Annotated in this window: 21 protein-coding genes; 15 read left to right on the top strand and 6 right to left on the bottom strand. The window is 70.2% G+C overall.

Features of this window, described 5'->3' with window-relative positions; translation table 11 throughout:
• Nucleotides 1-108: 108 nt before the first annotated feature.
• Nucleotides 109-1,110, top strand: coding sequence for a TerC family protein (locus ACZ5C2_RS18910; protein ID WP_468792162.1), 1,002 nt, complete (start codon nt 109-111; stop codon nt 1,108-1,110).
• Between the two features lie 285 nt (nt 1,111-1,395).
• Entirely contained in the window at nt 1,396-2,496 is a 1,101-nt protein-coding gene (locus ACZ5C2_RS18905; RefSeq protein WP_468792159.1) for a calcium:cation antiporter, read from the top strand.
• Nucleotides 2,497-2,513: 17 nt separating this feature from the next.
• Here the strand turns inward: ACZ5C2_RS18905 and ACZ5C2_RS18900 are convergent, their stop codons facing one another.
• On the bottom strand, nt 2,514-3,560 hold the full coding sequence (locus ACZ5C2_RS18900; RefSeq protein WP_468792156.1) for a S66 family peptidase: 1,047 nt from the start codon (nt 3,558-3,560) through the stop codon (nt 2,514-2,516).
• A 100-nt stretch (nt 3,561-3,660) separates the two neighbouring features.
• On the opposite strand from ACZ5C2_RS18900, the gene aroQ reads away from it, so the two are divergent.
• Nucleotides 3,661-4,134 (top strand): type II 3-dehydroquinate dehydratase, encoded by a 474-nt coding sequence (gene aroQ, locus ACZ5C2_RS18895; protein WP_468792153.1) that lies wholly within the window; start codon nt 3,661-3,663, stop codon nt 4,132-4,134.
• Nucleotides 4,135-4,181: 47 nt separating this feature from the next.
• Here the strand turns inward: aroQ and ACZ5C2_RS18890 are convergent, their stop codons facing one another.
• Both ACZ5C2_RS18890 and ACZ5C2_RS18885 read right to left on the bottom strand, forming a co-directional pair.
• Nucleotides 4,182-4,835: an MBL fold metallo-hydrolase gene (locus ACZ5C2_RS18890; protein WP_468792150.1), complete on the bottom strand. Its 654-nt coding sequence runs from the start codon at nt 4,833-4,835 to the stop codon at nt 4,182-4,184.
• A 39-nt stretch (nt 4,836-4,874) separates the two neighbouring features.
• The gene (locus ACZ5C2_RS18885; protein WP_468792147.1) at nt 4,875-5,567 is read right to left on the bottom strand and encodes a maleylpyruvate isomerase family mycothiol-dependent enzyme; all 693 of its coding nucleotides are present in this window, start codon (nt 5,565-5,567) and stop codon (nt 4,875-4,877) included.
• Nucleotides 5,568-5,790: 223 nt separating this feature from the next.
• Here ACZ5C2_RS18885 and uvrA point away from each other — a divergent pair, with 223 nt between their 5' ends.
• On the top strand, nt 5,791-8,805 hold the full coding sequence (gene uvrA / locus ACZ5C2_RS18880) for an excinuclease ABC subunit UvrA (RefSeq protein ID WP_468792144.1): 3,015 nt from the start codon (nt 5,791-5,793) through the stop codon (nt 8,803-8,805).
• 74 nt (nt 8,806-8,879) lie between these two features.
• Here uvrA and ACZ5C2_RS18875 read toward each other — a convergent pair whose 3' ends face one another.
• Together ACZ5C2_RS18875 and ACZ5C2_RS18870 are read right to left on the bottom strand one after the other, a co-directional pair.
• Nucleotides 8,880-9,797 (bottom strand): carbohydrate kinase family protein, encoded by a 918-nt coding sequence (locus tag ACZ5C2_RS18875; protein WP_468792141.1) that lies wholly within the window; start codon nt 9,795-9,797, stop codon nt 8,880-8,882.
• On the bottom strand, nt 9,794-10,876 hold the full coding sequence (locus ACZ5C2_RS18870; protein ID WP_468792138.1) for a LacI family DNA-binding transcriptional regulator: 1,083 nt from the start codon (nt 10,874-10,876) through the stop codon (nt 9,794-9,796). Before ACZ5C2_RS18870 ends, ACZ5C2_RS18875 begins: the two co-directional genes overlap by 4 nt.
• 292 nt (nt 10,877-11,168) lie before the next feature.
• Between ACZ5C2_RS18870 and ACZ5C2_RS18865 the strand changes: the two genes are divergently transcribed.
• The gene (locus ACZ5C2_RS18865; RefSeq protein ID WP_468792135.1) at nt 11,169-11,588 is read left to right on the top strand and encodes a Rieske (2Fe-2S) protein; all 420 of its coding nucleotides are present in this window, start codon (nt 11,169-11,171) and stop codon (nt 11,586-11,588) included.
• A gap of 6 nt (nt 11,589-11,594) precedes the next feature.
• On the opposite strand, the gene ACZ5C2_RS18860 is transcribed toward ACZ5C2_RS18865, so the two are convergent.
• Nucleotides 11,595-12,542, bottom strand: a complete 948-nt coding sequence (locus ACZ5C2_RS18860) for a hypothetical protein (protein ID WP_468792132.1) — start codon at nt 12,540-12,542, stop codon at nt 11,595-11,597.
• A gap of 602 nt (nt 12,543-13,144) precedes the next feature.
• Between ACZ5C2_RS18860 and uvrC the strand changes: the two genes are divergently transcribed.
• The 10 genes from uvrC to ACZ5C2_RS18810 all read left to right on the top strand — a co-directional run bounded on the left by uvrC (nt 13,145) and on the right by ACZ5C2_RS18810 (nt 25,668).
• Entirely contained in the window at nt 13,145-15,232 is a 2,088-nt protein-coding gene (gene uvrC / locus ACZ5C2_RS18855; protein ID WP_468792129.1) for an excinuclease ABC subunit UvrC, read from the top strand.
• Nucleotides 15,229-16,233: an RNase adapter RapZ gene (gene rapZ, locus ACZ5C2_RS18850; protein WP_468792126.1), complete on the top strand. Its 1,005-nt coding sequence runs from the start codon at nt 15,229-15,231 to the stop codon at nt 16,231-16,233. Before uvrC ends, rapZ begins: the two co-directional genes overlap by 4 nt.
• The gene (locus ACZ5C2_RS18845) at nt 16,230-17,297 is read left to right on the top strand and encodes a gluconeogenesis factor YvcK family protein (protein ID WP_468792123.1); all 1,068 of its coding nucleotides are present in this window, start codon (nt 16,230-16,232) and stop codon (nt 17,295-17,297) included. The genes rapZ and ACZ5C2_RS18845 overlap by 4 nt, the downstream gene beginning before the upstream one ends.
• The gene (whiA, locus tag ACZ5C2_RS18840; protein WP_468792120.1) at nt 17,288-18,277 is read left to right on the top strand and encodes a DNA-binding protein WhiA; all 990 of its coding nucleotides are present in this window, start codon (nt 17,288-17,290) and stop codon (nt 18,275-18,277) included. Before ACZ5C2_RS18845 ends, whiA begins: the two co-directional genes overlap by 10 nt.
• Nucleotides 18,278-18,440: 163 nt before the next feature.
• Nucleotides 18,441-21,395, top strand: a complete 2,955-nt coding sequence (locus tag ACZ5C2_RS18835) for a M14 family metallopeptidase (RefSeq protein WP_468792118.1) — start codon at nt 18,441-18,443, stop codon at nt 21,393-21,395.
• Between the two features lie 227 nt (nt 21,396-21,622).
• Nucleotides 21,623-22,630 (top strand): type I glyceraldehyde-3-phosphate dehydrogenase, encoded by a 1,008-nt coding sequence (gap, locus tag ACZ5C2_RS18830; RefSeq protein ID WP_468792115.1) that lies wholly within the window; start codon nt 21,623-21,625, stop codon nt 22,628-22,630.
• Between the two features lie 153 nt (nt 22,631-22,783).
• Nucleotides 22,784-23,995 carry a phosphoglycerate kinase gene (locus ACZ5C2_RS18825; protein ID WP_468792112.1) on the top strand — a complete coding sequence of 404 codons (1,212 nt, stop codon included), beginning with the start codon at nt 22,784-22,786 and terminating at the stop codon, nt 23,993-23,995.
• A 40-nt stretch (nt 23,996-24,035) separates the two neighbouring features.
• The gene (gene tpiA / locus ACZ5C2_RS18820) at nt 24,036-24,791 is read left to right on the top strand and encodes a triose-phosphate isomerase (RefSeq protein ID WP_468792244.1); all 756 of its coding nucleotides are present in this window, start codon (nt 24,036-24,038) and stop codon (nt 24,789-24,791) included.
• 101 nt (nt 24,792-24,892) lie between these two features.
• A complete protein-coding gene (secG, locus tag ACZ5C2_RS18815; protein WP_037938704.1) occupies nt 24,893-25,123 on the top strand; it encodes a preprotein translocase subunit SecG in 231 nt (76 codons plus the stop codon).
• Nucleotides 25,124-25,332: 209 nt separating this feature from the next.
• Entirely contained in the window at nt 25,333-25,668 is a 336-nt protein-coding gene (locus ACZ5C2_RS18810) for an RNA polymerase-binding protein RbpA (RefSeq protein WP_003957010.1), read from the top strand.
• Nucleotides 25,669-25,694 lie beyond the last annotated feature (26 nt).

Below are 25,694 nucleotides of genomic sequence, written 5' to 3'. Positions count from 1 at the left end.
GCCCGAAGGACCGTCCGGACGCGCTCAAGCGCCGGAGGCCCGGGTGGAAGAGACCTCCGGCAGCGACGACGCTGACATTGCCTGTGTGACGTATCTGCCGGAGGCGCAGTGGATGTATCCCTGACCCTATGGGTCCTGACCATCGTGGGCCTGTGCGCCCTCGTCGCGGTCGATTTCTTCATCGGCCGCAAACCGCATGACGTGTCCATCAAGGAAGCCGGGATCTGGACCATCGTCTGGATCATCCTGGCTGCGCTCTTCGGGCTCGGCCTGCTGATCTGGGGCGGGGGACAAGCCGGCGGCGAGTTCTTCGCGGGCTACATCACCGAGAAGTCACTGAGCGTCGACAACCTTTTCGTCTTCGTCCTGATCATGGCGAAGTTCGCGGTGCCGTCGCAGTACCAGCAGCGGGTGCTCCTGGTCGGCGTCCTCATCGCCCTGGTGCTGCGCGCGATCTTCATCGCCGCCGGCGCCGCGATCCTCGCCAGCTTCTCGTGGGTGTTCTACATCTTCGGTGCCTTCCTGATCTGGACCGCCTGGAAGCTCATCCAGGAGGCCCGGACCGACGGGGACGACGAGGAGTTCGAGGAGAACAAGCTGCTCAAGGCGGCCGAGCGCCGCTTCGGCGTGGCCGACCGGTACCACGGCACCAAGCTGTGGATCGAGGAGAACGGCAAGCGGGTCATGACCCCGATGCTCGTCGTCATGCTCGCCATCGGCACCACGGACGTCCTGTTCGCGCTCGACTCGATCCCAGCGATCTTCGGCCTGACTCAGGACCCGTACATCGTGTTCACGGCGAACGCGTTCGCGCTGATGGGCCTTCGGCAGCTGTACTTCCTCATCGGCGGACTGCTGCGGAAGCTGGTCCACCTCTCCTACGGCCTGTCGATCATCCTCGGCTTCATCGGTGTGAAACTGGTGCTGCACGCGCTGCACGAGTCGGGGGTCCATGTCCCCGAGATCAGCATCCCCGTGTCGCTGGGCGTGATCTGCTCGGTCCTGATCGTCACCACACTCACGAGCCTCCGGGCCTCCCGCAAGCAGGCCGAGGCCGAGGTGCCCGCAAGCCGGGGTGAGGGCTCCCCGAAGAACAACATCGACGTCTGAACCCGTCGAGCGTGTCCACACCGGCACCGGGAGCGGTGGCCGATGATGTGCTGCCCTTCGCTCCCGGTGCCGGCCTGTCCGCACCCGTGCCGCCCGTCGGCGCCGACCGTGTTCCACCCGTACCAGGAGGCCATGCGTGCCCGTGAGGACCGCGAGACGATCAGGAGGACGCATCGAAGGGACACGCCGAGCGGCCGTGACACCCTCCGTACCCACCATGGTCGGCCGTCGTGCGGAAGGCTCCAGCAGGGTGCGACGCACCCTCACGGCTGGGACGATCACGAGATGACCGCAAGGCTCAGGTCATTCGCGACACAGTGGACGACCTCGGTACCGACCCTTGCCGTGGTGCTGCTGGTGCTGATCTGGGGCCGCGATCTGTCCGGCGGGATCGTCGCGGTGGTCACCCTGGTCCTCGCGGCGTCGGTGCTTGCGGCCGTGCACCATGCCGAGGTGGTCGCCCACCGGGTGGGAGAGCCCTTCGGCTCCCTGGTGCTGGCCGTCGCCGTCACCGTCATCGAGGTGGCGCTGATCGTTACGCTGATGATCGACGGCGGGGAGCAGAGCGCGACACTCGCCAGAGACACCGTGTTCGCGGCCGTGATGATCACCGTCAACGGCATTCTCGGGCTGAGTCTGCTGGTGGGCTCGCTACGTCACGGCACGGCGGTCTTCAACTCGGAAGGCACCGGAGCGGCGCTCGCCACCGTGGCCACACTGGCGACCCTCAGTCTGGTACTGCCGACGTTCACGACGAGCAAGCCGGGCCCGGAGTTCTCCACCGTGCAGCTCGCCTTCGCGGCTGTCTCCTCGCTGGTCCTCTACGGCCTGTTCGTCGCGACCCAGACGGTCAGACACCGCGCCTACTTCCTGCCCACGGTCAAGCAGGGCAAGGCGGCCGAACCGGTGGAGCACGCCCCGGCGCCCTCCACCCGCACCGCCCTGATCAGCCTGGGGCTGCTGGGCCTGGCCCTGATCGGAGTGGTCGGTCTGGCCAAAGGGGTCTCGCCCACCATCGAGTCGGGAGTGGAGGCAGCAGGACTGGGCCACTCCGTCGTCGGTGTGATCATCGCCCTGCTGGTCCTGCTCCCCGAGACCATCGCCGCGGTGCGCGCCGCGCGCCGCAACCAGGTGCAGACCAGCATGAACCTCGCGCTCGGCTCGGCGATGGCCAGCATCGGCCTGACCATTCCCGCCGTTGCGCTGGCCTCCCTCTGGCTCACCGGCCCGCTCGTCCTCGGCCTCGGCAACACCCATATGGTGCTGCTCGCCCTGACCGTGGTGGTGAGCGCCCTGACCGTGGTGCCCGGCCGGGCCACCCCCCTCCAGGGAGGGGTGCACCTGGTGCTGCTCGCCGCCTACCTCGAACTGGCGGTCAACCCGTAGGGACAGCCCGTCCGGAGTCAGTACGTGACGGTGATACGCCGGGCGGGCCCGTCGACGCGGACCACACCGCCGTAGGGGATCACCAGCTGCGGATCGGTGTGCCCGAGGTCCACGTCGAAGACGACGAGGGTGTCGGGCGCATAGGTCCTCATCGCCCGTGTCACGGCCGCACGCTGTTCGGCGGCGTAGGCCGCACCCTCCTCGGGAGCGTTCGGCCGCTCGAAGGACCAGGTCTTCGGGCGGCCCATCAGGAGCGCCGAGAAGCGTCCGAGCAGTCCCCGCTCACCCATGTTCCGCAGGGTTCGGAAGACCTCCTCCCCGCTCGGCAGCTCCTCCGAGGTCTCCAGGAACAGCACGCCGCCCTCGTACGCGGACAGGTCCCGCGCGACCCCACGGCCGGCCATCAGCATCCAGCCGACGATCTCCAGACAGCCGCCCCAGGTGCGGCCCTCCACCACCCGGTCGGCGTTCACCCAGGTCCAGCCCGAGCCGGGGCGGGTCTCCGGCTCCGCGTCGAACGTGGCGGGGTCCGCCCAGTCACGATTCACGTCGTTCCACCGTTCGGCGGGGCGCAGTTCGTACGGGCCCGGGGTGAACAGAGCCGCCCGCAGGGACTCGGCGGTCTGCGGGTGCATCGCCCCGGGGCGGCCCAGCTCGACCATCACGCTCCCACCGTGGAACGCGACCATCCCGGTCTCGCGGAGAAGGGCGAGGAGGTTGGTGTTGTCGCTCATCCCGAAGAACGGCTTCGGGTGGGCGCGGATCAACTCCCGGTCCAGCAGCGGCACCACGGTGATCTGGTCGTCACCGCCGATCGACGCGATGACCGCCCTGATGTCCGGGTCGGCGAAGGCGGCATGGATGTCGTCGGCACGTTCCCGGGGTGTGGAGCCCATCCGGCGCGTCGCCGGATACTCGACCGGCTCCAGCCCGTACTCCTTGCGCAGCCGTTCCAGACCCAGCTCGTACGGGAGCGGGAAGAGCCCGGGAAGACCGGAGGAGGGGGAGATCACGGCGACGCGGTCGCCCGGTGAGGGCTTGGGAGGGTACGAAGGGGTCGTCATGACGGGAGGCTAGGGCCGGGCGGGCCCGCGTCGCACCGTGATAAACCGGGGGAGCAGCGGTTCCGTCGAGAACCGTCCACCCCGACGGACCGGAGAAACCGTGCCCCGCAACCTGGCCAACGCCCCGATCATGATCCTCAACGGCCCCAATCTGAACCTGCTCGGGCAGCGCCAGCCGGAGATCTACGGTTCCGACACGCTCGCCGACGTCGAGGTGATGTGCGCCGAGGCGGCGGCCGGGCACAACGGCACGGTCGACCTGCGCCAGTCCAACCACGAGGGGCAGCTCGTGGACTGGATCCACGAGGCCCGGCTGAACCACTGCGGGATCGTCATCAACCCCGGCGCCTACTCGCACACCTCCGTGGCGATCCTGGACGCCCTCAACGCCTGTGACGGGCTGCCGGTGATCGAGGTCCACATCTCCAACATCCACCGGCGCGAGTCGTTCCGGCACCACTCCTACGTCTCGCTGCGCGCGGACGGCGTCATCGCGGGCTGCGGCGTCCAGGGATACGTGTTCGCCGTGGAGCGGATCGCGGTGCTCTCGGGCCCGGGACTGGCCCGGGCGTAAGCCCCGTCCGCACAACGGGCGCTCATGACGAAGTCGCCCGCCGCCCGTCACCACCCCCGCGCGCGCCACTCCGGCAGATGCGGGCGTTCCGCGCCCAGGGCGGTGTCGTCGCCGTGCCCGGGATAGACCCAGGTCTCGTCCGGGAGGGCGTCGAAGATCTTGTTCTCCAGGCCCGACATCAGAGACTGGAAGTCGTCGGGGCCTGTTGTTCTCCCAGGACCGCCCGGGAACAGGCAATCCCCGGTGAACACGTGCGGATGTCCGTGGGGATCGTCGTAGACCAGGGCGATCGAGCCGGGTGTGTGTCCGACCAAGTGGCGGGCGGTCAGCTCCACCCGCCCCACGCGGATCGTGTCGCCGTCGTCGACCAGCACGTCGGTCGGCACCGGGATTCCGTCGGCGTCGTCCCGGCCTGCGTGGGTGCGGGCACCGGTGGCCGCCACGACCTCGGCGAGCGCCTGCCAGTGGTCACCGTGCCGGTGGGTGGTGACGACGGACGCGATGCCGTCGTCACCGATCGTGCCCAGCAGGGTCTCCGCGTCGTTGGCCGCGTCGATCAGCAACTGCTCGTCGGTGGCCCGGCAACGCAGCAGGTAGGCGTTGTTGTCCATGGGGCCGACCGCGACCTTCGTGATCATCAGGTCCTTGAGTTCGTGCACGTCGGCTGGGCCGCCGACCGTCACCCGACCGCTGTACGTCATGACCGCCAGCCTATCGCCGGAACCGGCGGGGGACAGACCTCAGAGCGGGGGAAGCGGCGGAAGACCGCCGCCCTTCACCGCCAGCCCGGAGCCGTCCCTGCGGCCGGCGAGCCAGCCCAGCAGGTCGGCCGCCGTCCCCTCGACCGCGAGCGGACCGCCGTCCGCCCCGCCACCGGTCGTCCAGGTCCGGCCGACGTCCACGGCGGCCAGCGAAACCGGCGCCACGTCCTGATGGCCGCTGAACCGCGCCGCGAGAAACCCGATCTCCCGCTCCGTGAACGTGGCCGGCAGGTTTTCCAGCTCGTAGCCGATCGCGAGGTCCACGTGGTGCAGCTCCACCTCGACCCACCGCCGGAACGGCACCCGCTCCGCGCGGTCGGTGACTCCGTTGCGCAGTTCCACCGTGCGCGACCAGTCCGCCGGGGCGGCGCACACCGCGCGGAGGCGCTCAGCGCTCTCCCGCACGTCGGCGAGCTGGACGTCGAGGGGGCGCGTGGCGTCCCGCTCGATGTCGGCGTCCCGGGCCTCGCCCGAGACGTACATGGGACGGCCCTCCAGAACGTTCACCACAGCGTCCGCGTTGCGGGCGAGGTGGGCCAGCACATGGCCGCGGGTCCAGCCGGGCAGGCGTGACGACTCGGTCACAGCCGCGTCGTCCAGTGCGCCGACCGCGGTGAGCAGCCGCTCGGTGGCGGCGTGTACCGACGCCAGGTCATCAGCGTGATCAATCATGGTACTGACCCTAGCCCTGTCGCACCTGCAGGTGAAGGTGGTCGAGTGCGACCCGAAATCGAATGCACGTGCTATAAGCTCGGATGTGGCGTCGGGCATGCTGGAGAGCCGGGGTTTGTTGACAACCCGTGAATCCGAACCGGCGTTGTCAGTGGCTCCCCCTAGTCTGAGAAGGACGGGGGCCCCGCCCCTGTCACTTCTCTCAAGAAAGGTGCGGACCGGCGTGGCCGACCGTCTCATCGTCCGTGGAGCGCGCGAGCACAACCTCAAGAACGTCTCGCTCGACCTCCCGCGCGACTCGCTCATCGTCTTCACGGGCCTGTCGGGGTCGGGCAAGTCCTCGCTCGCCTTCGACACGATCTTCGCCGAGGGCCAGCGGCGCTACGTGGAGTCGCTCTCCTCGTACGCCCGGCAGTTCCTCGGCCAGATGGACAAGCCGGACGTCGACTTCATCGAGGGCCTCTCCCCGGCGGTCTCCATCGACCAGAAGTCGACCTCCCGCAATCCGCGCTCCACGGTCGGCACCATCACCGAGGTCTACGACTATTTGCGGCTGCTCTTCGCGCGCATCGGCAAGCCGCACTGCCCCGAGTGCTCCCGGCCGATCTCCCGCCAGTCGCCCCAGGCCATCGTCGACAGGGTCCTGCAGCTGCCCGAGGGCAGCCGATTCCAGGTGCTCTCCCCGCTGGTGCGCGAGCGCAAGGGCGAGTTCGTCGACCTCTTCTCCGACCTCCAGACCAAGGGCTACTCCCGCGCTCGGGTGGACGGCGAGACCGTCCAGCTCTCCAGCCCGCCCACGCTGAAGAAGCAGGAGAAGCACACCATCGAGGTGGTCGTCGACCGCCTCACGGTGAAGGACGGCGCCAAGCGCCGCCTCACCGACTCCGTGGAGACCGCCCTCGGCCTGTCCGGCGGCATGGTCGTGCTCGACTTCGTCGACCTCCCTGAGGACGACCCCGAGCGCGAGCGCATGTTCTCCGAGCACCTGTACTGCCCGTACGACGACCTGTCCTTCGAAGAGCTCGAGCCCCGCTCCTTCTCCTTCAACTCGCCTTTCGGCGCCTGCCCCGAGTGCACCGGCATCGGCACGCGCATGGAGGTCGACCCCGAGCTGATCGTCCCCGACCCGGACAAGAGCCTCGACGAGGGCGCCATCCACCCCTGGTCGCACGGACACACCAAGGACTACTTCGGCCGTCTGATCGGCGCCCTCGCGGACGCACTGGGCTTCCGTACGGACATCCCGTTCGCGGGCCTGCCGCAGCGCGCCAGGAAGGCCCTGCTGCACGGCCACAAAACGCAGGTCGAGGTCCGTTACCGCAACCGCTACGGCCGCGAGCGCCGGTACACGACGGCCTTCGAGGGCGCCGTTCCCTTCGTCAAGCGCCGGCACAGCGAAGCCGAGAGCGACGCCAGCCGCGAGCGCTTCGAGGGCTACATGCGCGAGGTGCCCTGCCCCTCCTGCGGGGGCACCCGGCTCAAGCCGGTCGTCCTCGCCGTCACGGTCATGGGCAAGTCCATCGCCGAGGTCTCCTCGATGTCCATCAGCGACTGCGCGGACTTCCTGGGCGAGCTGAAGCTCACCGCACGCGACAAGAAGATCGCCGAGCGCGTGCTCAAGGAGGTCAACGAACGGCTGCGGTTCCTGGTCGACGTGGGCCTGGACTACCTCTCGCTGAACCGCGCGGCGGGCACCCTCTCCGGCGGTGAGGCCCAGCGCATCCGCCTGGCCACCCAGATCGGCTCCGGACTCGTCGGCGTGCTCTACGTCCTCGACGAGCCGTCCATCGGGCTGCACCAGCGCGACAACCACCGGCTGATCGAAACCCTCGTCCGGCTGCGCGACATGGGCAACACGCTCATCGTCGTCGAGCACGACGAGGACACCATCAAGGTCGCCGACTGGATCGTCGACATCGGCCCCGGCGCCGGTGAGCACGGCGGCAAGGTCGTGCACAGCGGCTCGCTCAAGGAGTTGCTGGCCAACGCCGAGTCGCAGACCGGCCAGTACCTGTCCGGCAAGAAGGCCATCCCGCTGCCCGACATCCGCCGCCCGCACGACCCCTCGCGCCGGCTCACGGTGCACGGCGCCCGCGAGAACAACCTGCAGGACATCGACGTCTCCTTCCCGCTGGGTGTGTTCACCGCGGTCACCGGTGTGTCCGGCTCCGGCAAGTCCACGCTGGTCAACGACATCCTCTACACCCACCTGGCCCGCGAGCTGAACGGCGCCCGCAGCGTCCCCGGCCGGCACACGCGTGTCGACGGCGACGACCTGGTCGACAAGGTCGTCCACGTCGACCAGTCCCCCATCGGCCGCACCCCGCGCTCCAACCCGGCGACGTACACCGGCGTCTTCGACCACGTCCGCAAGCTGTTCGCCGAGACGACGGAGGCGAAGGTCCGCGGCTACATGCCGGGCCGGTTCTCCTTCAACGTCAAGGGCGGCCGCTGCGAGAACTGCGCGGGCGACGGCACGATCAAGATCGAGATGAACTTCCTCCCGGACGTGTACGTCCCGTGCGAGGTCTGCCACGGCGCCCGCTACAACCGGGAGACCCTGGAGGTCCACTACAAGGGCAAGTCCATCGCCGATGTTCTGAGCATGCCGATCGAGGAGGCCATGCACTTCTTCGAGGCCGTCCCGGCGATCTCCCGCCACATGAAGACGCTCCACGACGTCGGCCTCGGCTACGTGCGGCTCGGCCAGGCCGCGACCACCCTTTCCGGCGGCGAGGCACAGCGGGTGAAGCTCGCCAGCGAGCTGCAGAAGCGCTCCACCGGCCGCACGGTCTACGTCCTGGACGAGCCGACCACCGGTCTGCACTTCGAGGACATCAGCAAGCTGCTGACGGTCCTGTCCGGCCTGGTGGACAAGGGCAACACGGTCATCGTCATCGAGCACAACCTCGACGTGATCAAGACCGCCGACTGGGTCGTCGACATGGGCCCCGAGGGCGGGTCCGGCGGCGGTCTGGTCGTCGCGGAGGGCACTCCCGAGCAGGTGGCCGGCGTTCCGGCCAGCCACACCGGCAAGTTCCTGCAGGAGGTCCTCGGCGCGGAGCGGATCAGCGACGCCACCCAGGTGCGTGCCCCGCGCAGGGCGGCGGCCAAGAAGACAGCCGCCGCCAAGGCCGGCACCAGGAAGACCGCCACCAAGACGGTCGACAGCGACGCAGCCGGGAAGACGGTCACCAAGGCCGTCCCGAAGAAGACGACGCGGGCCGCCAAGGCCTGACCGTCACGACGCGTACGGACACGCGCCGAGCCGCGCGGGGGCCCATGCCCCCTGTGGCGCGGCGCGTGCGTGCGTCAGGCGCCTTCCCTCTTCAGCTCATGTGCGTACGGGGGTTCCGCGCCCGCGCGGGAACAGGTGATCGCCGCCGCGCGGGCCGCGAAGCCGAGCAGACCCGCCCAGCCCTGTGCGCCCAGCGAGGCCACTCCCTCGGCACTGAGTGCGTCCCGCTCCGCGAGGCCGTGCAACAGCGCCGCGTTCACCGTGTCACCGGCGCCGATCGTGTCCACCACCTCGATCCGCTCGCCCGGCACGGAGTACTCGCCGCCCTCACTGGTGTACACGGTCAGCCCGTCGCCGCCCCGGGTGACCACGACGGCCGCCGGGCCGGCCGCCAGCCACTGACGCGGCGACCCGCCGAGCCACCGGGCGTCCTCCTCGGACAGCTTCAGCAGCGACACCGACGGCAGCCAGCTCCTGAACCGGGCCCGGTAGGCGTCGGCGTCCGGGATCAGGCCCGGCCGGACATTGGGGTCCAGTGCCGTGAACACGCCCTGCGCGGACGCGGTGCGCATCAGCTTCTCGTAAGCGCTCGCACCCGGCTCCAGCACGAGGGAACAGGTCCCGAAGGACACCGCGCGGGCACCGGCGGGCAGCGCCTCGGGCACCGAGAACAGCCGGTCCGCGGTCCCCTCCACGTAGAAGGAGTACACCGCCGAGCCGTCCCCGCCGACCGTGGCCACGGCGAGCGTCGTCGGCTCGTCGCCGCGCTGAACCGGCGACACGTCCACCCCGGTCTCCCGCAGCCGGTCCAGCAGCGCCTCACCGAAGGCGTCACGGGACACCCGGGAACAGAAGGCGGTGGGGGAGCCCAGGCGGCCCAGCGCCACCGTCGTGTTGAAGGGCCCGCCGCCGAGCGCCGGCGTCAGCGCCGCCAGCGCACCCGCGCCCTGCGGTACCAGGTCGATCAGTGCCTCACCTGCTACGACGATCACGAGGGGTTCCCTTCTCCGGGGCGGTCGGGCCGATCGGGTTGCTCGGTCGGGGTGATCGGGTTGTTCGGGCAGCCGCAGGACGTGCGGTGCACCAGGGCGCAGGGGAGCTGTTCTGTCCGAGCGGGCCGGTCCGGTTCGGCGAGGCGTTCCAGCAGCACGCGTACGGCCCGGGCGCCGATCTCCCTGCTGGGCTGGGCGACGGCCGTGAGGCGGGGCGAGAACAGGTCCGCCCAGGCGAAGTCGTCGAAGCAACACAGAGCGATGTCCTCGGGCACGGACAGTCCGCGGTCCCGCAGGGCGCGCAGCGCGCCGATCGTCATGGCGTTGTTGGCGGTGACCAGTGCGGTGGGCGGTGCGCCGAGGGCCAGCAGACCGGCAGTGGCCCGCTGCGCCCCGGCCGTCTCGGAGTCGCCGTGCACCAGGAGCCGTTCGTCGTACGGAAGACCGGCCGCCGCCAGCCCGTGCCGGTAGCCGGTGATCCGCTCGGTGGTCGTGCTGAGCCCCGGCAGCCCCGCGACCAGGCCGATCCGACGGTGGCCGAGCCCGGCGAGGTGGGTCACCAGACGGGCTGTCGGTTCTGTGCTCTCGGCGCAGACCTGGTCGAAGCGGAGCCCGTCTCCGTTCCGGGGCGCGTCGACCAGCCGGTCGAGGAACACGGTGGGTACCTGGTGGCGTCCCAGGTAGGCGAGGAGCTCGCGCGGCTGAGCCGACGGCGCGATGATCATGCCGTCCACCCGGCGCTCGTGCAGCAACTGGACGACCTTGCGCTCGTGTGCCGGGTCGTCGTGCGGGTCGGTGATGAGGAGGCTGTAGCCGTGCTCCAGGGCCGCGGCCTCGACACCCTGCAGGATCTCCGTGAAGTACGGGTTGCTGATCGCCGACACCGCCAGGCCGATCGACCGGGTCCGGGACGTCACCAGGGAGCGGGCCAGGGTGTTGGGGGTGTAGCCGAGTTCCTCGACGGCGTCGAGGACGGCCTGGCGGGTGCGCGGGAGTACCGGGCGGGTCTCGTTGAGGACGTGCGAGACGGTCGCGACGGAGACGCCTGCGCTGCGGGCCACGTCGGCCATGGTTGCCATCGGGGCGCTCGTTTCCTGCCGTCACCTACGGGTTGGTGGGCACCGTAACCCATGCGGGCGGTGTGCGTAAACGCTTGCGTAAACGTTTACGTAGTGCCGGCGCTGGGCGGGGGGCGTCTGCGCAGCCCGGTGCTTTGCGGGGTGCCGTCGCGCCCACCCGTGCCGCCCTGCGGCACGACTGCCCGCGGTGGCGGTGAGGCGGAGGCGGGTCACCCGCGCGCGGCCGGCCCGGGCGTTCCCGGTATCGTCCCTGGTGACCCCCGTCTGCTGCCGTTTCACCAGTGGAGCTCTCATGTCCGCCCGACCCGTCGCGAGCCGCCGTACCGTTCTGCGAGGCGCGGCCCTCACTCCCGTCGCAGCACTGGGGCTCACCGCGTGCAAGGGCGGCGACGACAGGCCCGCCCCGCTGAGCGGGCCCGTCGAGCTCGGACCGGAGAGCGAGGTCGGCAAGGGCGGCGCGAAGCTGTACCGGGACCACAATGTGGTGGTCAGCCGGAGCGGTGACGGCACCCTCAAGGCGTACGACACCCTCTGCACACACGCGGGCTGCCCCATCAACGAGCTGGACGGGACGAAGCTGGTCTGCCCGTGTCACGGCAGCGAGTTCGACGTCACCACCGGCAAGGTGCTGCGCGAGCCGGCCGTGGCGCCCCTGAATGCGGTGACCGTCGAGGTGAAGAACGGCACGCTGGTCGCCAGTCCCCAGGTCTGACCGGAGTCACTCCCAGTCCCAGGCGATCCCCATGTAACCCGACCGCACGCGCGGTTCCACGAGGTGCACCGAGTGGTGCTGCCCCCTGAGCGGCAGGTCCTGGCGCCCTCCGCGCGGTGCCGCCGTCGAATGCTGGGTGAACCGGTGGCAACGAACGGGGAGCGCTCCGGGGTCGAAGCACACCTGGAGCGCGTACTGGCCGCCGGGGGAGTCCGCCCCGCGCACGTACTCGCGCGAGACCCCGGCAGTGCCGTCCTCGACGGCGTAGCGGAAGAGGAAGGTGTCGCCGGCCCGCAGCCTGGTGTCGAAGAGCAGCTCGGCGGCGAGCACACCGGTGTCGTGGTGCCGGCGAACGCGCCCGGTACGGCAGTTCTCCAGGGCGTGCACGGTCATCCGCTCCGGCGCGGAGCCGGGGTCGCCGCGGTGGACGGCCACATAGCGGTCCACGCCGTCCCGGTGGGCCCGCACGATGTGGTGGGACTCGCACTGCGCCAGTTCGCGGTGTGCTCCGATCCGCACCCGTTCGTGGTGTCCCAGGGTGTGCAGTCCGCCGTCGCGAGGAGTGCCGAACTCGGCCAGCAGGCGTTCCAGGGCGCCCGAGGCCTCCACCAGGGAGCGGTAGGAACGGCCGGGGGAGCGACGGTTCACCGTGCGTTCGTCCGACTCGGCGAGCAGCCGGATCAGTGACTCCTCCGGCAGTTGCAGGATCTCCTCCAGGGCCCGGACGGCACGCAGCGACTCCGGGCGCTGCGGACGCCGGGCGCCCTGCTGCCAGTAGCTCAGGCTGGTGACGCCCACCTTCACGCCGTGGCGCGACAGGTGGTGCTGCACCCGCTGCAACGGCAGTCCCCGCGCGGCTATCGCGGCGCGCAGGGCGACGTGGAACGGGCCGCCACGCAGGGCCGAGTCCAGTTCCGCGGTGGCGACGTCCGCGTGCTGTGTGGCGTGCGGCATGCAGGGGCCTTTCTGTATATGTCCACAACGGCTGGTCAGACCGTTCGCGCGGGGCACCCCGGGGTCCGCCCCCGTCGGCGCGGCGGAGCCTTCACATCCGTACGCCGTCGTTCAGGGCCCCGAGTTCCCCCGCATTGAAGCGTGTTGACCAAGTCCGGACAACACCTGGAGCCCAACAGCGGCGCACACCTGCCGGGGGCCGCACCGGCCCTCGGGCCGGCACGGCCCCCGGGGCACGTACCGTGATGCGGTTTTCGTCCTGGCTAGGAGCCGTCGGCTCCGTCCTGCTCCTGAGGGCGCGACCGCAGGCGCTTCGCCCGCACGATGTCCGGATCGCGTGGGTCGAGCGATTCGAGGAGCGCGGACGTCTCGTCCGTATACCGGCGGGTCCGGGCCGGTCGTCGTGGTTTCTCGATCCGCGTCTGTCGCATCCGACCAGCCCTCCGACTCGTGACCGCCCACATCACCGTCCGCCGATCGCCTGAGGGACGGAACCCTCACCTTCCCGCTTCCCACCCGCCGTAACCCCATCCGCGCCCCGTCGACCTCCGCCTGTCCACAGCCCCGCCGCGCTGTCGGTCCCCGCCAGTAGGGTGTGAGACATGGCCGACCCCTCCAGCTACCGCCCCAAACCGGGTGAGATCCCCGACTCGCCGGGGGTCTACCGGTTCCGCGACGAGCACCGCCGGGTGATCTACGTCGGAAAGGCGAAGAGCCTGCGCCAGCGCCTGGCGAACTACTTCCAGGACCTGGCCGGGCTGCACCCCCGCACGCGCTCCATGGTGACCACGGCCGCGTCCGTGGAATGGACGGTGGTGTCCACGGAGGTGGAGGCGCTCCAGCTGGAGTACTCCTGGATCAAGGAGTACGACCCCCGGTTCAACGTCAAGTACCGCGACGACAAGAGCTACCCGTACCTCGCGGTGACGATGAACGAGGAGTTCCCGCGCGTGCAGGTGATGCGCGGTCACAAGAAGAAGGGCGTCCGCTACTTCGGTCCGTACGCGCACGCGTGGGCGATCCGCGACACGGTGGACCTGATGCTGCGCGTCTTTCCGGTCCGCACCTGCTCGGCGGGAGTCTTCAAGAACGCCGCCCGCACCGGCCGGCCGTGTCTGCTCGGCTACATCGACAAGTGCTCGGCACCCTGTGTGGACCGGGTCTCCGCCGAGGACCACCGGGAACTGGCCGAGGAGTTCTGCGACTTCATGGCCGGCCGCACGGGCACCTACCTCCGCCGTCTGGAGAGGCGGATGACGGAGGCGGCCGAGGAGATGGAGTACGAGCGGGCCGGACGCCTGCGTGACGACATAGGGGCCCTGAAGAAGGCCATGGAGAAGAACGCGGTCGTGCTCGCCGACGCGACCGACGCCGATCTGATCGCGGTCGCCGAGGACGAGCTGGAGGCGGCCGTTCAGATCTTCCACGTGCGCGGCGGACGCGTGCGCGGCCAGCGCGGCTGGGTCACCGACAAGGTCGAGGAGGTCACCACCGGCGCCCTGGTCGAGCACGCCCTGCAGCAGCTCTACGGCGAGGAGACCGGTGACGCGGTCCCCAGGGAGGTCTTGGTCCCCGCCCTGCCGGACCCGGTGGAGCCGGTCCAGCAGTGGCTCACCGGGCGGCGAGGATCGAACGTGTCCCTGCGCATCCCGCAGCGGGGGGACAAGAAGGCCCTGATGGAGACGGTGGAGCGCAACGCCCAGCAGGCCCTCGTGCTGCACAGGACCAAGCGGGCCTCCGACCTGACCACGCGCTCGCGCGCGCTGGAGGAGATCACCGACGCCCTGGAGCTGGACAGCGCCCCGCTCAGGATCGAGTGCTACGACATCTCGCACCTCCAGGGTGACGACGTGGTGGCCTCCATGGTCGTCTTCGAGGACGGACTGGCCCGCAAGAGCGAGTACCGGCGCTTCCAGATCAAGGGCTTCGCCGGACAGGACGACGTCCGCTCGATGCACGAGGTGATCACCCGCCGCTTCCGGCGCTATCTGGCGGAGAAGGAGCGCACGGGGGAGTGGACCGACGGCGAGGACCCCGGTGCTCGCACACCGGCCGGAGGTCTGGCCGAACCGCCCGCGAACACACTCACCGAGGACGACGGCCGTCCCAGGCGTTTCGCCTACCCGCCCCAGCTCGTGGTGGTCGACGGCGGTGCCCCGCAGGTCGCGGCGGCCCGGCGGGCGCTGGACGAGCTCGGCATCGACGACATCGCCGTGTGCGGCCTCGCCAAGCGGCTGGAGGAGGTCTGGCTGCCGGGCGACGACGACCCGGTGGTGCTGCCCCGTACCAGCGAGGGCCTCTACCTGCTCCAGCGGGTTCGCGACGAGGCGCACCGCTTCGCGATCACCTACCAGCGCGCCAAGCGCGCCAAGCGCTTCCGCTCCAGCCCGCTGGACGACGTACCCGGCCTCGGCGAGACCCGCAAGCAGGCGCTGCTCAAGCACTTCGGTTCGTTGAAGAAGCTGCGATCGGCGACAATCGACCAGATCCGCGAGGTTCCGGGCATAGGCCGCAAGACGGCCGAGACGATCGCCGGGGCCCTCGCTCAGACGGTACCCGCCGCCCCAGCCGTGAACACGGCGACGGGCGAGATCATGGATGACACCGAAGAACCCGGGCAGGCGACGGGTTATCCCGGGGAGCCCGTGTCCACGGGTGCCCCGGACGAACGACGGGGGCAGGAACGATGACGGAGCACGAGACAGGGCCCGCGGCAGAGCAGGACGGGGCGCGCCAGCACACTGGCGGGACCGAAACCCGCGGGAGCGCCCGCCGGAACAACGGAGCACAGGTGGAAACGGGCAAGGAACAGGCCGGGACGTCCGAGGCGGCCATCCCGGAGCTGGTGATCATCTCCGGCATGTCCGGGGCCGGCCGTTCGACGGCCGCGAAGTGTCTGGAGGACCTGGGCTGGTTCGTCGTGGACAACCTGCCGCCCGCGCTGATCCCCACCATGGTGGAGCTCGGTGCGCGCTCCCAGGGCAACGTGGCGCGGATCGCGGTCGTCGTCGACGTCCGTGGCCGGCGCTTCTTCGACAATCTGCGCGAGTCCCTCGCCGACCTCGAAGGGCGGGGCGTCACCCGGCGCACCGTCTTCCTGGAGTCCTCCGACGAGGCCCTGGTGCGCCGCTTCGAGTCGGTGCGCCGCCCGCACCCCCTCCAGGGCGACGGCCGCATCGTCGACGGTATCGCCGCCGAGCGGGAGCTGCTGCGCGAGCTTCGCGGCGACGCCGACCTGGTGATCGACACGTCCAGCCTCAATGTGCACGAACTGCGCGCCAAGATGGACGCCCAGTTCGCCGGCGAGGAGGAGCCCGAGCTGCGGGCCACGGTCATGTCCTTCGGCTTCAAGTACGGCCTCCCGGTCGACGCCGACCTGGTCGTGGACATGCGATTCCTGCCCAACCCGCACTGGGTCCCCGAGCTGCGCCCGTTCACCGGCCTCAACGAGGAGGTGGCGGCGTACGTCTTCAACCAGCCGGGTGCCAAGGAGTTCCTCGACCGGTACGCCGAGATGCTGCGGCTGATCGCCGCCGGCTACCGCCGTGAGGGCAAGCGCTATGTGACCATCGCCGTGGGCTGCACGGGCGGCAAGCACCGTTCGGTCGCCATGTCGGAGAAACTCGCCGCCCGGCTCGTGGCCGAGGGTGTGGAGACGGTGGTCGTCCACCGGGACATGGGACGGGAATGACACGACGTACTCCGCGGCTGAGCCGGCTGCGCAGAGCGGTCCCCGAGGGCCGCGTCGGCCGCCCGGTCGAAACCCGTGGCGCGAGACCGCGCCGCAGAGGCGCCCAGCCCAAGGTCGTCGCCCTCGGCGGCGGCATGGGCCTGTCCGCCTCACTCGCCGCCCTGCGCCGGATCACCGGCGACCTCACCGCCGTCGTCACCGTCGCCGACGACGGCGGCTCCAGCGGACGCCTGCGCGACGAACTGGGGGTGCTGCCCCCCGGCGACCTGCGCAAAGCCCTGGCCGCGCTGTGCGGGGACGACGACTGGGGCCAGACCTGGGCGCGCGTCATCCAGCACCGCTTCCAGTCCCACGGCGATCTGCACGAGCACGCGGTCGGCAATCTGCTGATCGTCGCCCTGTGGGAGCAGCTCGGCGACCACGTCCAGGCGCTGGACCTGGTGGGCCGGCTGCTCGGCGCGCACGGGCGCGTACTGCCCATGTCCGCCGTACCGCTGGAGCTCCAGGCCCTCGTCAAGGGCCACGACCCGGAGCGGCCCGAGGAGATCGACACCGTCCGCGGACAGGCCACCGTCGCCCTCACCCCCGGCGAGGTGCAGTCCGTGCACCTCGTACCGAACGACCCGCCGGCCGTCCCGGAGGCGGTGGAGGCGGTCCTCGACGCGGACTGGGTGGTGCTCGGCCCCGGCTCCTGGTTCTCCTCCGTCATTCCGCATCTGCTCGTGCCCGAACTGCTGGACGCCCTCATCGGGACGAAGGCCCGGCGAGTGCTCTCGCTGAACCTCGCGCCGCAGCCGGGAGAAACCGAGGGCTTCTCTCCGCAGCGTCATTTGGAGGTTTTGGGACGACACGCCCCTAAACTCGCCCTGGACGTGGTGCTGGCCGACGAGGCCGCCGTGCCCGACCGCGATGCGATGACCGATGCCGCCAAGCGGTTCGGCGCCGCGGTCGAGCTGGCCCCCGTGGCCCGGCCCGACGGAAGCCCCCGGCACGACCCGGAGCTGTTGGCCGCCGCGTACGACCGTATTTTTCGGATGCATGGAAGGATCGGCCCATGGCGATGACGGCAGCGGTGAAGGATGAGATCAGCCGGCTCCCCGTCACCCGTACCTGCTGCAGAAAGGCGGAGGTCTCCGCCATTCTGCGGTTCGCCGGCGGCCTCCACCTGGTGAGCGGGCGCATCGTGATCGAGGCGGAGCTGGACACCGCGATGGCGGCGCGCCGGCTCAAGCGGGACATCCTGGAGATCTTCGGTCACAGCTCCGAACTGATCGTGATGGCGCCGGGCGGACTGCGCCGCGGCTCGCGTTACGTCGTCCGGGTGGTGGCGGGCGGCGACCAGCTGGCCCGCCAGACCGGGCTGGTGGACGGCCGGGGCCGCCCGATCCGCGGATTGCCCCCGCAGGTGGTCTCGGGGGCCACCTGTGACGCCGAGGCGGCCTGGCGCGGCGCGTTCCTGGCGCACGGGTCCCTCACGGAGCCCGGCCGATCCTCCTCCCTGGAGGTGACCTGCCCCGGCCCCGAGGCCGCGCTCGCCCTGGTCGGTGCCGCCCGCCGGCTGCACATCGCCGCCAAGGCGCGCGAGGTGCGCGGTGTGGACCGGGTCGTGGTCCGCGACGGCGACGCGATCGGCGCGCTGCTCACCCGGCTCGGCGCGCACGAGTCGGTGCTGGCCTGGGAGGAGCGGCGGATGCGTCGCGAGGTGCGCGCCACGGCGAACCGGCTGGCCAACTTCGACGACGCCAACCTGCGCCGCTCCGCCCGCGCGGCCGTCGCGGCCGGTGCCCGGGTCCAGCGCGCGCTGGAGATCCTCGGCGACGACGTCCCCGAGCACCTCGCCGCGGCCGGCCGGCTGCGCATGGAGCACAAGCAGGCGTCCCTGGAGGAGCTGGGCGCGCTCGCCGACCCGCCGCTCACCAAGGACGCCGTGGCCGGCCGGATCCGCCGGCTGCTGGCCATGGCCGACAAGCGCGCCTCCGACCTCGGCATCCCGGGCACGGACGCCAACATCGGTGAGGATCTGGACGACAAGCTCGTCGTCTGACGGCCCGCATCGCCTGACGGCCGATCAGCACTCCGGCGTCGGCGCCCACTTGGGTGACCGGCGCCGGTGCTCGTGTGTCGCCGCGGCACCCTTGACTCGATCATGTTGTGTCATGAGCCTGGCATCTGTTCGCCGCTGTGGCGGACCACTCTCTGGGGGGCTCATGAGACACAGAGCGAGATCGATCCTCGCTGTCGGCACGCTCCTGATCGGCGGAGTGGGCTTCGCACCCACCGCCCAGGCACAGCCCGCGGGCCCCGCGGCCTCCGACCCCGAGGCGGTCAAGGTCTTCCGCGCCGACGTCACCAAGAAGCAGGTGTCCCTGCTCCTGGCGGCCGGACAGGACGGTCACGAACTCGGCGAGCGGGTGCCCGACAAGGGCACCGCCACCGTCGAGGTCTACCTCACCGACGGACAGGCGCAGAAGCTGGAGAGACAGGGCGTCGACCTGACCGAGCACACCCTCTCCGCCCGTGCGGAGGCCCGGGTCGAGGACGCCGCCGAGGGCGTGTTCCGCCCGTACGGCGCGAAGGGCGGACTCAAGGAGGAGATCTTCCGCACCGCGCGGGAGCACCCCGGCCTCACCAAGGTCGTCTCCATCGGAAAGACGGTGCGGGGCCAGGACATCCTCGCCCTGAAGCTCACCAAGAAGGCAGGGAAGACCAAGGACGGCTCCAAGCCGGCCGTCCTCTACATGTCCAACCAGCACGCGCGTGAGTGGATCACCCCGGAGATGACCCGGCGGCTGATGCACCACTACCTGGACACGTACCGGACGGACAAGCGGATCAAGAAGATCGTCGACACCACCGAACTGTGGTTCGTCCTGTCCGCCAACCCCGACGGCTACGACCACACCTTCGCCGACGACGCCAACCGCCTGTGGCGCAAGAACCTGCGGGACGTCAACGGCGACGGCGTCATCGGTACCGGTGACGGCGTCGACCTCAACCGCAACTTCGCCTACAAGTGGGGCTACGACGACGAGGGCTCGTCCCCCAACCCCACCAGCCAGACCTACCGCGGCGCGAGCCCCGGCTCCGAGCCCGAGACCAAGGCCATCGACGCCTTCCAGAAGCGCATCGGCTTCACGTACGGCATCAACTACCACTCCGCGGCCGAGCTCCTCCTCTACGGAGTGGGCTGGCAGGTCGCCACGCCCACCCCCGACGACGTCCTCTACGAGGCTCTCGCCGGGACGCCCGGCAACTCCGCGATCCCCGGCTACCACCCGCAGCTCTCCTCGGAGCTGTACACCACCAACGGCGAGGCCGACGGCCACGCGGCCAACGTCAACGGCATGGCGATGTTCACCCCCGAGATGTCGACCTGTCAGACCGTCTCCGAGACGGACCCCGACGACGAGTGGAACGCGGGCGACTGCCGGTCGGGCTTCAACTTCCCCGACGACGAGAGACTGATCCAGCAGGAGTTCGCCAAGAACATCCCGTTCGCGCTCTCCGTCGCCGAGTCCGCCTCGCACCCCGACCGGCCGTCCTCCGCGGTCGGCCTCGAGGCCGCGGACTTCACCCCGGCCGCCTTCGGCACGTCGTACGCGCGCGGCTCCGGCCAGGAGGTCTCCGTCGTCGCACGCAGGGCCGTACGCGACAAGGAGCTGAAGTACCGCGTCAACAACGGCCGTACGCACGACGTGGATCTCAGGCGCTTCAAGGGCGGCGAGCGGTACGGCGGGGAGGACAACCTCTACTTCGACGAGTACCGGGCGAAGGTGAGGCACGGCGGGCCCGGAGACAGGGTCGAGGTGTGGTTCACCGGCGAGGTCCGCCGGGGTGAGAAGAGCGTGAGCGAGCGCTTCACCTACACCGTGGCCGAACGCCCCCGCGCGGACGTTCTCGTCGTCTCCGAGGAGGGCGCGAAGGCGACACAGACGCAGACGTATGTCGACGCGCTGAAGGCCGGCGGCCGCCGCGCGGCGGTCTGGGACGTCGCCGAGCAGGGCGCCCCGGACGCGCTCGGCGTGCTGAGCCACTTCCGCACGGTCGTGCACCACACCGGTGCGGCCACCCCGGGCGTCGCCACCCAGCTCCAGCTGCGGGCCTTCCTCAACGAGGGAGGCCGGCTGATCGAGGCGGGCGAACAGGCGGGCGGCAGCGTCGACCTCGGCGGCGGCACCCTCTCCGACGACTTCAGCCAGTACTACCTGGGCGCCTACAGCCGCACCTCGACCCCGGGGGCCACCGGCTTCACCGGCGCCGGCGGGCTGAGCGGCTTCACCGGCCCGCTCGGCGACGTGCCCGGCAACCCGCTGGACCGGGCCGGCACCTACGGCGTCACCTCCGACGAACTGCCCGCCGAGCAGTACCCGCGGTTCGCGAGCGCCGGAGCCGGACAGTTCCCCGGGACGGTCAACCCCTACGGGCCCTACGCCGGCTCGTACATGGCCGCCGCCGTACACACCGACGACGCCTACAAGCGCCTCACCCGCACCGTCGACCTCACCGGCACCGCCGCGGCCGAGCAGCCCGCCCTGCGCACCCGGCTGCTGTGGGACACCGAGCCCGGATACGACAACGTCATCGTCGAGGCGCACACCACCGGCGCCGACGACTGGACGACCCTGCCCGAGGCCGGGGGCGCCACCCGCAGCACCGTGCCGGCCGAGTGCGCGGCCGGCTTCTACATCGGCGGGCATCCCTGGCTGGAGCACTACCTGACCCTCGCCGACGACGGCTGCACCGCGAGCGGCACCACCGGCTCCTGGAACAGCCTCACCGGATCCTCCGGCGGCTGGCAGCAGGTGGAGTTCGACCTGAGCGCCTACGCCGGGAAGACGGTCGAGGTGTCCCTCACCTATGTCACCGACCCGGGCAGCGGCGGCCACGGCGTCCTCGCCGACGAGGCCTCCCTGGTCGTCGGCGGCACGGCCACCGGGACCGAGGGCTTCGAGACCTCGCTCGGCGTCTGGAAGGCGTCCGGACCGCCCGCGGGCAGCCCGCCCGTACTGAAGGACTGGACACGCACCGGAGCGCTGTTCCGGACCCATGGCGCGGTCACCACCGACGACACCGTGCTGCTGGGATTCGGCCTGGAGCACCTGACGTCGGCGGCCGACCGGTCCGCGTTGCTGAGGAAGGCGCTGGCCGCCCTCGACGGGTGACACCGCACGTCAACACGGACCGACTTGCCGTAGCGAGATGGGGTGAGAAGGGTCCATCGGTAAGTGGCGGTACCTGCCCTACTGGCGGGTAGGTACCGCACTGCCGGGTATGGGGCAACTCGATGTCACGGCCGGGGCGCCGGAGAGGTAGGGTCGGCAGTGGTCGGGGACATCCCAAATACAGCTCGCCGGCGTCAGAGCCGGCGTACCAACGAGGAGATCGGTTCGTGACGATCCGCGTAGGCATCAACGGGTTTGGCCGCATCGGCCGCAACTACTTCCGCGCTTTGCTGGAGCAGGGCGCCGACATCGAGATCGTGGCCGTCAACGACCTGGGTGACACGGCGACCACGGCACACCTGCTGAAGTACGACACCGTTCTGGGCCGCCTCAAGCAGGAGGTCTCGCACACCGAGGACACCATCACCGTCGGTGGCAAGACGGTCAAGGTCCTCTCCGAGCGCAACCCCGCCGACATCCCGTGGGGCGAGCTGGGCGTCGACATCGTCATCGAGTCGACCGGCATCTTCACCAAGAAGGAAGACGCCGGGAAGCACATCACCGGCGGCGCCAAGAAGGTCATCATCTCCGCCCCGGCGAAGAACGAGGACATCACCCTCGTCATGGGCGTCAACCATGACCAGTACGACCCGGCGAACCACCACGTCATCTCCAACGCCTCGTGCACCACCAACTGTGTGGCGCCGATGGCGAAGGTGCTCGACGAGAACTTCGGCATCGTCAAGGGCCTGATGACGACGGTGCACGCGTACACCAACGACCAGCGCATCCTGGACTTCCCGCACAAGGACCTGCGTCGCGCGCGTGCCGCCGCCGAGAACATCATCCCGACCACCACCGGTGCCGCGAAGGCCACCGCCCTGGTGCTGCCGCAGCTCAAGGGCAAGCTGGACGGCATGGCCATGCGCGTTCCGGTTCCGACCGGTTCCGTCACCGACCTGGTCGTCGAGCTCTCCCGCGAGGTCACCACGGAAGAGGTCAACGCCGCCTTCCAGAAGGCCGCCGAGGGCGAGCTGAAGGGCTACCTCGAGTACACCGAGGACGCGATCGTCTCCTCCGACATCGTCAACGCCCCGGCATCCTGCACCTTCGACTCGTCCCTGACCATGGTCCAGGACGGCAAGAGCGTGAAGGTCATCGGCTGGTACGACAACGAGTGGGGCTACTCCAACCGTCTCGTCGACCTGACGGTCTTCGTGGGCAACCAGCTCTGATCGTGGAGCAGGCGACCTGATATGAGTGCAGGGCTCGGCCGGTGCGGCGACGCGCGGGCCGAGCCCTGACGCACGTATCGGAACAGTCGCCCTCTTTCGATCACGAGCGATCACGAGCGAACACGAGCTGCGAGCTCTAGCCAGGGAGCCCCTATGAAGACGATCGACGAACTCCTCTCCGAAGGTGTCGCGGGCAAGCGGGTCTTCGTCCGCGCCGACCTCAACGTGCCGCTGGACGGCACCACCATCACCGACGACGGCCGTATCCGCGCCGTGGTGCCCACCGTCGAGGCACTCGCCGGGGCGGGCGCCCGCGTGGTCGTGGCCTCGCACCTGGGCCGCCCCAAGGGCGCCCCCGACCCCGCCTTCTCCCTCGCTCCGGCCGCCGCGCGCCTCGGTGAACTCCTCGGCGCCGACGTGGCCTTCGCGAACGACACCGTCGGCGAGTCCGCCGGTGCCACCGTCGCCGGCCTCGCCGACGGACAGGTCGCGGTCATCGAAAACCTGCGCTTCAACGCCGGCGAGACCAGCAAGGACGACGCCGAGCGCGGTGCCTTCGCCGACCGGCTGGCCGCCCTCGCCGATGTGTACGTGGGTGACGGCTTCGGCGCGGTGCACCGTAAGCACGCCTCGGTCTTCGACCTCCCGGCACGGCTGCCGCACTACGCCGGACACCTCATCGCCACCGAGGTCGGCGTGCTGAAGAAGCTCACCGACGACGTCCAGCGGCCCTACGTGGTCGCCCTCGGCGGCGCCAAGGTCTCCGACAAGCTCGCCGTCATCGACCAACTGCTCGGCAGGGCCGACCGCATCCTCATCGGCGGCGGCATGGCGTACACCTTCCTCAGGGCCCAGGGCCACGAGATCGGCACGTCCCTGCTGCAGGAGGACCAGATCCCCGTCGTACGGGAGTACCTGGAGCGCGCCGGGAAGACCGGCGTCGAACTGGTCCTGCCGGTCGACACACTGGTCGCGGCCGAGTTCCCCGACATGAAGACCAAGGCGCCGGCCAACCCCACCACCGTCGCCGCGGACGCCATCCCGGCCGGTCACATGGGTCTGGACATCGGTCCCGAGACCCGCAAGCTGTACGCCTCGAAGCTCGCCGACGCCGCCACCGTCTTCTGGAACGGCCCCATGGGCGTCTTCGAGCACCCCGACTACGCCGAGGGCACCAAGGCGGTCGCCCAGGCCCTCGTCGACTCCCCGGGCTTCACCGTGGTGGGTGGCGGGGACTCCGCCGCCGCAGTCCGTACCCTGGGCTTCGACGAGCAGGCATTCGGCCACATCTCGACCGGAGGCGGCGCCTCCCTCGAATACCTCGAGGGCAAGACGCTCCCCGGCCTCGCCGCACTGGAGGACTGACCCTCACATGACCGCACTGGAAAACGGCCGCACGCCGCTGATGGCCGGCAACTGGAAGATGAACCTCAACCACCTCGAGGCCATCGCCCACGTCCAGAAGCTCGCCTTCGCCCTGGCCGACAAGGACCACGAGGCCGTCGAGGTCGCCGTCCTGCCGCCCTTCACCGACCTGCGCTCCGTGCAGACGCTCGTCGACGGCGACAAGCTGAAGATCAAGTACGGCGCCCAGGACATCTCGGCGCACGACGGCGGCGCCTACACCGGTGAGATCTCCGGCCCCATGCTGGCCAAGCTGAAGTGCACCTACGTGGCGATCGGTCACTCCGAGCGCCGGCAGTACCACGCCGAGACCGACGAGATCGTGAACGCCAAGGTGAAGGCCGCCTACAAGCACGGCATCACCCCCATCCTCTGCGTCGGCGAGGAGCTGGAGGTGCGCGAGGCGGGCAACCACGTCGGCCACACCCTCGCCCAGGTCGAGGGCGGTCTGAAGGACCTCCCGGCCGAGCAGGCCGGGACGATCGTGATCGCCTACGAGCCGGTGTGGGCCATCGGTACCGGCAAGGTCTGCGGCGCCGAGGACGCCCAGGAGGTCTGCGCCGCCATCCGCGGCAAGATCGCCGAGCTCTACACCCAGGAGCTGGCCGACCGGGTCCGCATCCAGTACGGCGGCTCGGTCAAGTCCGGCAACGTCGCCGAGATCATGGCGCAGGCCGACATCGACGGTGCCCTGGTCGGCGGCGCCGCCCTGGACGCCGACGAGTTCGTCAAGATCGTTCGTTTCCGCGACCAGTGAGTATGCCGTAGCGGCGATCCGTCGTACCCTTGCGGGGTCCAGCAGTGTGCTGGGCCCCGCGTCGTCCATCCGAGTCCGAGGAAGTTGGTCCAGCCGTGGTTATGGGGTTCTCCATCGCCCTGATCGTCTTCAGCCTGCTGCTGATGCTGCTGGTGCTGATGCACAAGGGGAAGGGCGGCGGCCTCTCCGACATGTTCGGTGGTGGCATGCAGTCCTCCGTCGGCGGCTCCTCGGTCGCCGAGCGCAACCTCGACCGGATCACCGTCGTGGTCGGTCTGCTCTGGTTCGCGTGCATCGTGGTGCTCGGCATCACGATGAAGGTGAACAACTGACCCAGGGCGAATTCCGCTCGCATTTCCACGTAAGGCCCCATGTTCGGTACGCGCAGCTGAGCGCGGCCTATCATGGGGCTTGCGTCTGGATGCGAGGGAAGGTAACTCCTATCACTGGACGCGCGTTGGGCCTTACGTAGACTGAGGCGCTCGCAGCGAAGCGGAAGGCCGACTCGCTTCGCGGCACCATCACGCAGGGAGTTACAACCGTGGCAAGTGGCAACGCGATCCGGGGAAGCCGGGTCGGGGCGGGGCCGATGGGCGAGGCCGAGCGCGGCGAGTCCGCGCCGCGGCTGCGCATCTCCTTCTGGTGCTCCAACGGGCACGAGACACAGCCGAGCTTCGCAAGCGACGCGCAGGTGCCCGATACCTGGGACTGCCCCCGCTGCGGATTTCCGGCCGGGCAGGACCGCGACAACCCCCCGGACCCGCCGCGCACCGAGCCCTACAAGACCCACCTCGCCTATGTGCGGGAGCGTCGCAGTGACGCGGACGGCGAGGCGATCCTCGCCGAGGCGCTCGCCAAGCTGCGAGGAGAGATCTAGGCCGGCCGGGCAGGTTCCGGGCCTCT

This window comes from Streptomyces sp. NPDC031365 (genome assembly GCF_055569765.1).
Note: the sequence above shows the minus strand (reverse complement) of the source record. Positions and strands in the feature narration are given on the sequence as shown.

Excerpts from the sequence above, each read along its gene's own strand:
- ACZ5C2_RS18905 (WP_468792159.1), top strand. The coding sequence starts at position 1,396 with ATGACCGCAAGGCTCAGGTCATTCGCGACACAGTGGACGACCTCGGTA.
- ACZ5C2_RS18900 (WP_468792156.1), bottom strand. The coding sequence starts at position 3,560 with ATGACGACCCCTTCGTACCCTCCCAAGCCCTCACCGGGCGACCGCGTC.
- ACZ5C2_RS18890 (WP_468792150.1), bottom strand. The coding sequence starts at position 4,835 with ATGACGTACAGCGGTCGGGTGACGGTCGGCGGCCCAGCCGACGTGCAC.
- ACZ5C2_RS18885 (WP_468792147.1), bottom strand. The coding sequence starts at position 5,567 with ATGATTGATCACGCTGATGACCTGGCGTCGGTACACGCCGCCACCGAG.
- ACZ5C2_RS18870 (WP_468792138.1), bottom strand. The coding sequence starts at position 10,876 with ATGGCAACCATGGCCGACGTGGCCCGCAGCGCAGGCGTCTCCGTCGCG.
- ACZ5C2_RS18865 (WP_468792135.1), top strand. The coding sequence starts at position 11,169 with ATGTCCGCCCGACCCGTCGCGAGCCGCCGTACCGTTCTGCGAGGCGCG.
- ACZ5C2_RS18860 (WP_468792132.1), bottom strand. The coding sequence starts at position 12,542 with ATGCCGCACGCCACACAGCACGCGGACGTCGCCACCGCGGAACTGGAC.
- uvrC (WP_468792129.1), top strand. The coding sequence starts at position 13,145 with ATGGCCGACCCCTCCAGCTACCGCCCCAAACCGGGTGAGATCCCCGAC.
- rapZ (WP_468792126.1), top strand. The coding sequence starts at position 15,229 with ATGACGGAGCACGAGACAGGGCCCGCGGCAGAGCAGGACGGGGCGCGC.
- ACZ5C2_RS18845 (WP_468792123.1), top strand. The coding sequence starts at position 16,230 with ATGACACGACGTACTCCGCGGCTGAGCCGGCTGCGCAGAGCGGTCCCC.
- whiA (WP_468792120.1), top strand. The coding sequence starts at position 17,288 with ATGGCGATGACGGCAGCGGTGAAGGATGAGATCAGCCGGCTCCCCGTC.
- ACZ5C2_RS18835 (WP_468792118.1), top strand. The coding sequence starts at position 18,441 with ATGAGACACAGAGCGAGATCGATCCTCGCTGTCGGCACGCTCCTGATC.
- ACZ5C2_RS18825 (WP_468792112.1), top strand. The coding sequence starts at position 22,784 with ATGAAGACGATCGACGAACTCCTCTCCGAAGGTGTCGCGGGCAAGCGG.
- tpiA (WP_468792244.1), top strand. The coding sequence starts at position 24,036 with ATGGCCGGCAACTGGAAGATGAACCTCAACCACCTCGAGGCCATCGCC.
- secG (WP_037938704.1), top strand. The coding sequence starts at position 24,893 with ATGGGGTTCTCCATCGCCCTGATCGTCTTCAGCCTGCTGCTGATGCTG.